The 7,460-nt window shown below is 64.0% G+C and carries 8 protein-coding genes and 1 tRNA gene; 3 read left to right on the forward strand and 6 right to left on the reverse strand.

Annotated elements, in window-relative coordinates; all coding sequences use genetic code 11:
• Nucleotides 1–46: 46 nt before the first annotated feature.
• From NEZ08_RS25675 to NEZ08_RS25695, 5 genes are all read right to left on the reverse strand, one after another.
• On the reverse strand, nt 47–322 hold the full coding sequence (locus tag NEZ08_RS25675; protein WP_298113630.1) for a hypothetical protein: 276 nt from the start codon (nt 320–322) through the stop codon (nt 47–49).
• A gap of 102 nt (nt 323–424) precedes the next feature.
• Nucleotides 425–748, reverse strand: coding sequence for a hypothetical protein (locus tag NEZ08_RS25680; RefSeq protein ID WP_298113631.1), 324 nt, complete (start codon nt 746–748; stop codon nt 425–427).
• 105 nt (nt 749–853) lie between these two features.
• Nucleotides 854–928: transfer RNA gene (locus tag NEZ08_RS25685), tRNA-Val, on the reverse strand.
• Between the two features lie 905 nt (nt 929–1,833).
• Nucleotides 1,834–3,105 carry a hypothetical protein gene (locus NEZ08_RS25690; protein ID WP_298113633.1) on the reverse strand — a complete coding sequence of 424 codons (1,272 nt, stop codon included), beginning with the start codon at nt 3,103–3,105 and terminating at the stop codon, nt 1,834–1,836.
• Between the two features lie 300 nt (nt 3,106–3,405).
• Entirely contained in the window at nt 3,406–4,014 is a 609-nt protein-coding gene (locus NEZ08_RS25695; RefSeq protein WP_298113635.1) for a DUF1134 domain-containing protein, read from the reverse strand.
• Nucleotides 4,015–4,213: 199 nt separating this feature from the next.
• Here NEZ08_RS25695 and NEZ08_RS25700 point away from each other — a divergent pair, with 199 nt between their 5' ends.
• Complete coding sequence (locus tag NEZ08_RS25700) at nt 4,214–4,666, forward strand: YHS domain-containing (seleno)protein (protein WP_298113637.1); 453 nt, start codon at nt 4,214–4,216, stop codon at nt 4,664–4,666.
• 41 nt (nt 4,667–4,707) lie between these two features.
• Here the strand turns inward: NEZ08_RS25700 and NEZ08_RS25705 are convergent, their stop codons facing one another.
• Nucleotides 4,708–5,565 (reverse strand): 3'(2'),5'-bisphosphate nucleotidase CysQ, encoded by an 858-nt coding sequence (locus tag NEZ08_RS25705; protein WP_298113639.1) that lies wholly within the window; start codon nt 5,563–5,565, stop codon nt 4,708–4,710.
• 199 nt (nt 5,566–5,764) lie between these two features.
• Here NEZ08_RS25705 and chpT point away from each other — a divergent pair, with 199 nt between their 5' ends.
• Nucleotides 5,765–6,406: a histidine phosphotransferase ChpT gene (gene chpT / locus NEZ08_RS25710; RefSeq protein WP_298113641.1), complete on the forward strand. Its 642-nt coding sequence runs from the start codon at nt 5,765–5,767 to the stop codon at nt 6,404–6,406.
• A gap of 202 nt (nt 6,407–6,608) precedes the next feature.
• On the forward strand, nt 6,609–7,460 hold an 852-nt coding region (locus NEZ08_RS25715), incomplete at its 3' end, for an Hpt domain-containing protein (RefSeq protein WP_298113643.1).

Raw genomic sequence — 7,460 nt, forward strand, 5'->3', positions numbered from 1 at the left:
AGGGGGGTTAGGCCCGTCCGCTAACCCGAAGCTATGTTGATGGTTCCTATTTCGGAACCTGAGGCCGCCTTTGGGTTTGCCCGACCGTGCCCATCCTCGCTGGCGGAAAGTCCGGGCGAATATCCGAGCCAAGCCTGCCGCACGTCTTGCAGACAAATCGCGGCTCCAAATCGGACAGCCTGACGCTGTCGGACCAGCGGCCGACACCAGCCGACCCAAGCTTGACCAGATGGCTGCAACGGTAGCCCGAGCAGTACACCAGCAGGCCGCGCGGGTCGGAAGCGCGCATTTCGCCGAAGGCGATCTTTTGTTGGTGGGTCATGCCGATGCGACGCCGATTGTATCGTTGGCAACATCGTAATCAATTCGAACTAACGCACTGCCCTGCACGATCCTCACGAAATCATCCGGCGTTCCGTCATGCTCAAGAAACGGATATCGCTTCGAAGCCCGGTGTGGGATCGATGCGAGCGCCGTTGCTACGCTCGACTACGGAATGAGGATTGAACTGGACAAAGGGAAGCGGAAAATACGGGGTCGTCGTGTAATCGAACACAAGCCAGCCGTGGACAACCTTCCAGCTGGGATTGTCTCTCGCGCAGAGACCGGCGTTCCAGTGACAGTTGCCCTCGACGTGATTTGGATCGAGTTGCTGGTAGGAAATGACGAGACCGGTCGAGCGGCGCGCGTACAGTTGTCGGGCGAGTACACGCCCTTCAGCATATGCAGCTTCACCGTTGGCTGTCATGCCAAGTGTCACCGTCCACTTGACTGTGCCCCCCGTTGTGCCCCGACTTTCCGGACCACAGATAGCGGGAGACGTTCTCACAACTGATTGGTATTGTTGAATTTATGGTGGGCGCACAAGGGATCGAACCTTGGACCTCTCCCGTGTGAAGGGAACGCTCTCCCGCTGAGCTATGCGCCCGGCCGCCGCCGCGTATGTAGGCCAGAGGGGCGATTTACGAAGCGGGGAGGCGGGGTGTCAAGCGGGGATTGCTTTTCATTCCCGGGCGCGCGTGCAACGAGCGAACCCGGAGATCCATTGCTTCCCCCTGTTTTCTTTCGCGCGCGATGGCTTCTCAGGGGCGCCCTTGCGCCCCATAGCTCGACGCCTTGCGGCCCCGCCCCGGAATGACAATCCAGGCAATTGCCTGCCACTTGACACGTTTTTTCCCGCCGGCCCTGATTTGCCCGTCGCGTTGAAGTGTCGCAGGCATTTCGCTTGTGACGTCGGGCAAATCACGGGCACCTTTCCGCGCGTCTTCCGCCCGATCAGGAGGGGCGTTTCGCGATCGTCACTAAACGTAGGCGGAAGATGCGGTGGACGCGTTGTGCGCAACAGACGAATGCGCCCGGCGCGGACGGCGAAGTCGTGTGGTCCTGTTGCCTCGACGCTGGCATCAACTTGGTGAGGATGCTCCGCATCGCACCGGGGACGGAGACAAGAAAGCCCGATCTCCGGGGAGAGCCCGAAGGAAACCGTTAAAACCATCCGCGCAGGGAATGCCGGGACGTATCCGGCGAACCTGTAGCAAACCCTTGCGTGTTTTCTTTTCACGCAAGTCTATGGGGGCGCTGGCGCGCCCGGCATTCCCTGTGCCCTCTGATTCCTGAGGGACGTGCTGGATCACAGCCCGGACGCAGATGCGCCGCGGGGCTTTCAAGCGTGCCTGGATTCAGACGCCGTCATTCCCGGGCGCATCGAAGATGCGAACCCGGAATCTATTGTGCCGCAGAAATGCCGGGTGAAATGGATTCCGGGTTCGACGCTCACGCGTCGCCCCGGAATGACGGAAGAGAATAGATCGCGCTAAGAGTGTGATCAGAAACTCACGCGCCCTGGCGGGCGCGGGACGCGTGGGCCTGCAGCGCGCGGATGCGCTCGGCGAGCGTGCCGCCGCCTTCGCCCGCGGTGCCGTGGCCGGCTGCACCGTTCGCGGCGCCATTCGCCGGCTTGGCCGGCTCGGCGGCGAGCAGCGCCTCGATCGGCGAGTTCGGTCCCTCGAGCTGCATCGCGAGTTTTGCCACCTCGGCGGCGATGTCGTTGATGCGCTCGCGCAACAGCGCATTCTCCATCCGCTCGGTCTGCCAGGAGCTTTCCGCCTGCTGCTGGATGGCGTTGATGTCGCGCTGCAGCCTGGAGCGCTCGTCGCGCGCGACGCGAAGCTGTTCCTCGGCGGCTGCCTTCTCCGCCTTCAGCTTCTCGAGCGCCGGCCAGGAGCCCGAATTGGTCAGTGCGATCTCGTCGCGCAATTCGTTGATCGTGCGGTCGGCGGTTTCCTTGGCCTGGCGAAGCTGGTTGACCTCGTAGTCGCGCTCGGCGAGCAGTTTGCCTTGCTGGGCGAGCCGGGCCTCCAGATCGTTGACTCTGGTGCCGAGCAATTCTGCCTCCTTGACCTGGACGATCAGCTGGCGATCGAGATCGGTGACACGCTGGCTCAGATTCTCGACGCGGCCGCGCGCCTCGGCAAGCTCGCGGCCGACGGCCTCCGACGCATTGCGCTCCTGTTCGAGCCGCGTCTGCGTCGTCGCGAATTCCTTCTCGGCCTCGCCGACGCGTGCCTTGAGCGCGTCGATCTGGGTATGCACGGCGACGAGTTCGACCTTGCGGCTCTCAGCCGTCACGGTGCGGTCGTTCAATTCGCCGTTGATCCGCGAAAGTTCGGCCTGCTTGTCGGTCAGCGCCTTCTCGGCCAGCCGCAGCGCCTCGGTCCTGGCCGCAAATTCCTCTTCGGTGGCGCGAAGCTGTTCCTTCACCGCCTTCTCGCGCGCTTCCAGCGCGAAGATCGTCGCGTTCTTCTCGCCGAGCTCGAGCTTCATGCGGTTGATCGCATCGGTCTTCTTGCCGAGTTCGGCGAGCTGGCTCGTGGTCTTGTGCTTGAGCTGGTCGACGCTCATCTCCAGCCGGCGCGCCGACATGGCAAATTCCGCGCGCAACTGATCCTTGTCGGCCTGGATCTCCGCCATCGACAGCGGGGTCGCCGCTTCGAGCCGCCGCGTGGTCAAGCGCACCGCGCGGTTATGCACCAGCGGCAGGATCGTCAGACCGAGCAGCATCGCGACGAGAAAGCCGATCGCCAGATACATGGCCGACTCGACCATGGGACCTCCACTCAACCAAGCACTTCAACTAATGCCACGATGCGCAGGCGGAAAGCCAGCGGCTATTGTCCCGATTCCAAAATTCGTAGCATTTTTCGCAGCCGCGCTTCGAACCTGGGAATCGACGACGATATTAGCGGACCCGTTATCCCCGGTGTGGCCTTGGTTCGGAAGTGCGCATGACGAACCTGCGGCGCAACGTTGCGGACTTCCGAACGCCACCCTGGCGTGATCAATTCGAATTGGCCGGCGCGAAGTGTTCCGATTCCGAAACCGCCGCCATTGGATTGGGCCGTGGGCTCAGAACGGATTCCAGGTCGCGCGCGGCGTGTATTTGAGATAACCGATATTGGCGCCGAGCCTTAGGCCGATGCCGGAGCGGATCGGCACCAGCACGATGCCGTTGGCGGTCAGTGCCGTCATGCCGAAGCCGCCGATGATGTAGGCGGAACCGTCGATCCCGGCGAAGCGCTGATAGATCGCGGCCGTCGCCGGCAGATTGTAGACCAGCGTCATGGTGCGCGCGCCGTCGCCGCCCCAGTCGAAGCCGACCGAGGGACCTTGCCAGTAAACCTTCAGGTCGCCGGCATTCTTGGTGTAGAGCGTGCCCTCGCCGTAGCGCAGGCCGGCGACAAAAGCGCCCGATCCTTCCTCACCCAGCACGTAACCGTTCGGCAGGCCCCACTGGCTGACCGCCCGCTCGATCACCGAGGCAAGCCCCCGCGAAACGTTGCCGAAAAACTTCTGGCCGGCGCCCACCAGCTCCTCAGGTCCGTAATAATTTGGGCCCGGCTGGCGCTGCGGCGGCGGCAAATCCGGCGGCGGGGCCGCCTGCTGCGCGGAAACCGGCACGACCCAGCACATCAGCGCGGCGAGCGTCGCTGCGGCAAGGCGAACGGCGAAAGTCATCGAAATTACCCCTAGGTAGTGAAATCCGGGCGATGGCTTTAACTCAATGCTGACCAGCATGAATTAAGGCTGAACCCGGTATGTCCCCCCGACTCGGATCTTATCAGGTTCAACTATGACGCCAGAACGGCAGGAAGCAAACGGGATCGCGGCGCGATCGCATTTTCGGCCTCAAATCGCCTTGATCGGCTTCGCGCTTATGGCTGTCCTGTGTCCGCCGGTGGCGCCGCCAGGTCTCGCCCCGGTCTTCGCCGCGACCACCGAGCGTGTGGTCACCAACCGCTACAGCGGATTGGCCATCGAGGGGTTCGACCCCTTGGCCTATTTCGTCGACCACCGGCCCGAATTGGGCTTGCCGGAATTCGAGGCCGCGCAGGGCGGCGCCGTCTGGCGGTTCCGCAACGAGGGCAACCGCGCGTCCTTTGTCGCACATCCCGACGTCTACGGCCCGCAGTTCGGCGGCTACGATCCGGTCGATCTGGCGCGCGGCGTTACGGTGGCCGGAAGCCCGATGTTCTGGCTCATCGCCGGCGACCGCCTCTATTTGTTCGGGCGCGAGGAGACGCGCGATGCCTTCGCGGCCAATCCCGCTCCCTACGCCAAGGAGGCGAAGGCGCGCTGGCCCTCGCTCGAGGATCAGTTGGCGCAATAGGCGTGCCTGGCGATCGACCTCGCCCTGCAGGCGGGGAGAGGTTAAGGAGGGCACGCCGCCGTCGGATCGCCCCAGGCAATAAAGGCCGGGATGATGAAACCGGGCCGTCCCCCGCCAAAGCGAATTTCGCCGCCGGCCGGGTCTGTCACCCGGCCGCCGGCAGCCGTCACCAGCGCATGTCCGGCGGCGACGTCCCACTCGCTGGTCGGCCCAAGCCGCGGATAGATATCGGCCGCGCCCTCGGCGATCCTGGCAAATTTGACGGCCGAGCCGAGCATTTGCCTGACCGCGCCGGGTCTGTTGTCGATAAAGGCGTTGGTCGCGGCATCGCCGTGCGACCGGCTCACCGCCGCGACCCAAGGCTGCCCGGCGCGCGGAAAGGAGCGGGTGCGGATCGGCTCTGCGGCGCCGATCCCATCTCTGGTCGACAGCCGCTCGGCGCGCCTGTCGGTTCCCTGGCCGACCAGGCCGCGCCAGATCAGGCCCAGCGCCGGCGCACCGACGATGCCGAGCAGCGGCGTGCCGTTCGCGACCAGAGCGATGTTGACCGTGAACTCGTCGCGGCCGGCGACGAACTCCTTGGTGCCATCGAGCGGGTCGATCAGGAAAAAGACCGGTGGCGAGCCTGCCGGCGCGGCGGCAACCCGCTCTTCGGACAACGTCGGAATCTCCGGCGCGAGGCGGGCGAGGCCGTCGGCAATGATGCGGTCGGCCGCCAGGTCCGCTTCGGTCACGGGGGAGCCGTCGGCCTTGCCTTCGACGCGCATCCGCGTCCGGTCGACGGCAAGGATCGCCGACCCGGCGCGCGCGACGAGCTCGGTCAATGGCGCCATCAGGCGCGCCGCGGCGGCCGGATCGATCGCGGACGGTGAATCTGTCCGGTTGGTCGGCGTGCCCATCAAAAGCCCGAAACTCCTGTGTAACAGATCGAGGCATCGGGTAGCCGCGGCTTGCAGCGATTGCAAGGAAAGAGCGGAGGATCGCGGTCCGGTGCGTGTTGGCAGTACGCGGTTTCGCAGTGTATCAAGCCTGATCCTTTCATGATTCGCTCGGCCGCCGCTGACATCGATTTTCAGCCTCGATCTTCAGGAACACTCAATGTCTGGTGCCCCCGGTCCCGCCCCCGATAGCCTCGAACTCGCCGCGCTGTTGTGCTCGCGGGTGTGTCACGATCTGATCAGCCCGGTGGGTGCGATCGTCAACGGGCTCGAGGTCCTCGATGACAATCCCAAGCCCGAGGACAAGGAATTTGCGCTCGATCTGATCCGCAAGAGCGCGAAGACTGCCTCCGCCCGCCTGCAGTTCTGCCGCCTCGCGTTTGGCGCGGCGGGATCGGCCGGCGCCCAGATCGATCTCGGCGATGCGCAGGCGATGGCGCGCGGCCATATCGAGGACGGCAAGACCACGATCAGCTGGAACCTGCCGCGCCTGCTGCTGCCGAAGAACCGGGTCAAGCTTCTGCTCAACATGCTGGTGATCGCCCAACAGACCATTCCGCGAGGCGGCGTGCTGACGGTCGAGCCGCTCGGCGAAGGCGAGACGATGAGTTTTCGCGTCAGCGCGAGCGGGCTCAACGCGCGGCTGCCGCAGAATATCGCCGATATTCTGAGCTCGGCGGAGCTCGCGGCGACCGACGCTCATTCGGTTCAGCCTTATTATACGCGTCTGTTGGCGCAGGCCTGCGGATTGAGCGTCAGCCTTGCCGCCGAAGGCGAGGCCATGGTGGTGAAGGCCGCCTGAAGCGCAGCCGGGCACGTCCTCGGCCAGGCAGAGACCGTTAACAAAGCGTATACAGCCGGCCCCGTTATTCTACGGGGTCGGCTTATCCATTTGTTGATGCCGTTCTTTTCCATTTGCTCAACCAAACTTAAACGCTTTGCAGAGAAGCTGGCCCCACTCGAAAAGTGCGTCATCGCACGCCTAGGGGTGAAGGCCGGATTTCATGGACGATCTTTTAAGAGAATTTTTGACGGAAACGAGCGAGAGCCTGGACACCGTCGACAATCAGTTGGTGAAGTTCGAGCAAGAGCCGAACAACGCCAAAATCCTCGATAACATCTTTCGTCTTGTTCACACCATCAAGGGCACCTGCGGCTTTCTCGGCCTGCCGCGGCTGGAAGCGCTGGCTCATGCCGGCGAGACCCTGATGGGCAAATTCCGCGATGGCATGCCTGTCACCGCCGATGCGGTGACGCTGATCCTGAGCAGTATCGACCGCATCAAGGAAATACTGGGCGGGCTCGAAGCGACCGAAGCCGAGCCGGAGGGCAACGACCAGGATCTGATCGTACAGCTTCATCAAATGGTCGAGCGCGGCATGGCGGCGATGGAAGCGGCTCCGCAGGCTGCCGCTCCTGCGCCTGCTGCACCGGTTCGGGAAAAGCCTTCTGCCGAAGGCACGTTGACATATCAGGTTCTGGAGCGCGAGCTGCGGCCGGGCGAGGTATCGCTGGACGAGCTTGAGCGCGCTTTCCGCGAGACGGCGACCGAGGTCGTCGCGGCCGCGACGACGGCTGCGCCGGCGAAAGCCGAAGTCAGCGCCCCGCCGCCTGCGAAAGCCGAGCCGTCCGGCGGAGCCGAGAAAGCATCAAAGTCGGCCGCCAAGAAAGCCAAGACGGTGGTTGACGCGGACGCGAGCGAAGCCGACCGCGTCGCCAACCAGTCGATCCGCGTCAACGTCGATACGCTCGAGCACCTGATGACGATGGTGTCCGAACTCGTCCTGACGCGCAACCAGCTCCTGGAAATCTCACGGCGCAACGAGGACACCGAATTCAAGGTGCCCTTGCAACGG

The sequence above is a fragment of the Bradyrhizobium sp. genome (genome assembly GCF_027451485.1).
Lineage (GTDB): Bacteria > Pseudomonadota > Alphaproteobacteria > Rhizobiales > Xanthobacteraceae > Bradyrhizobium.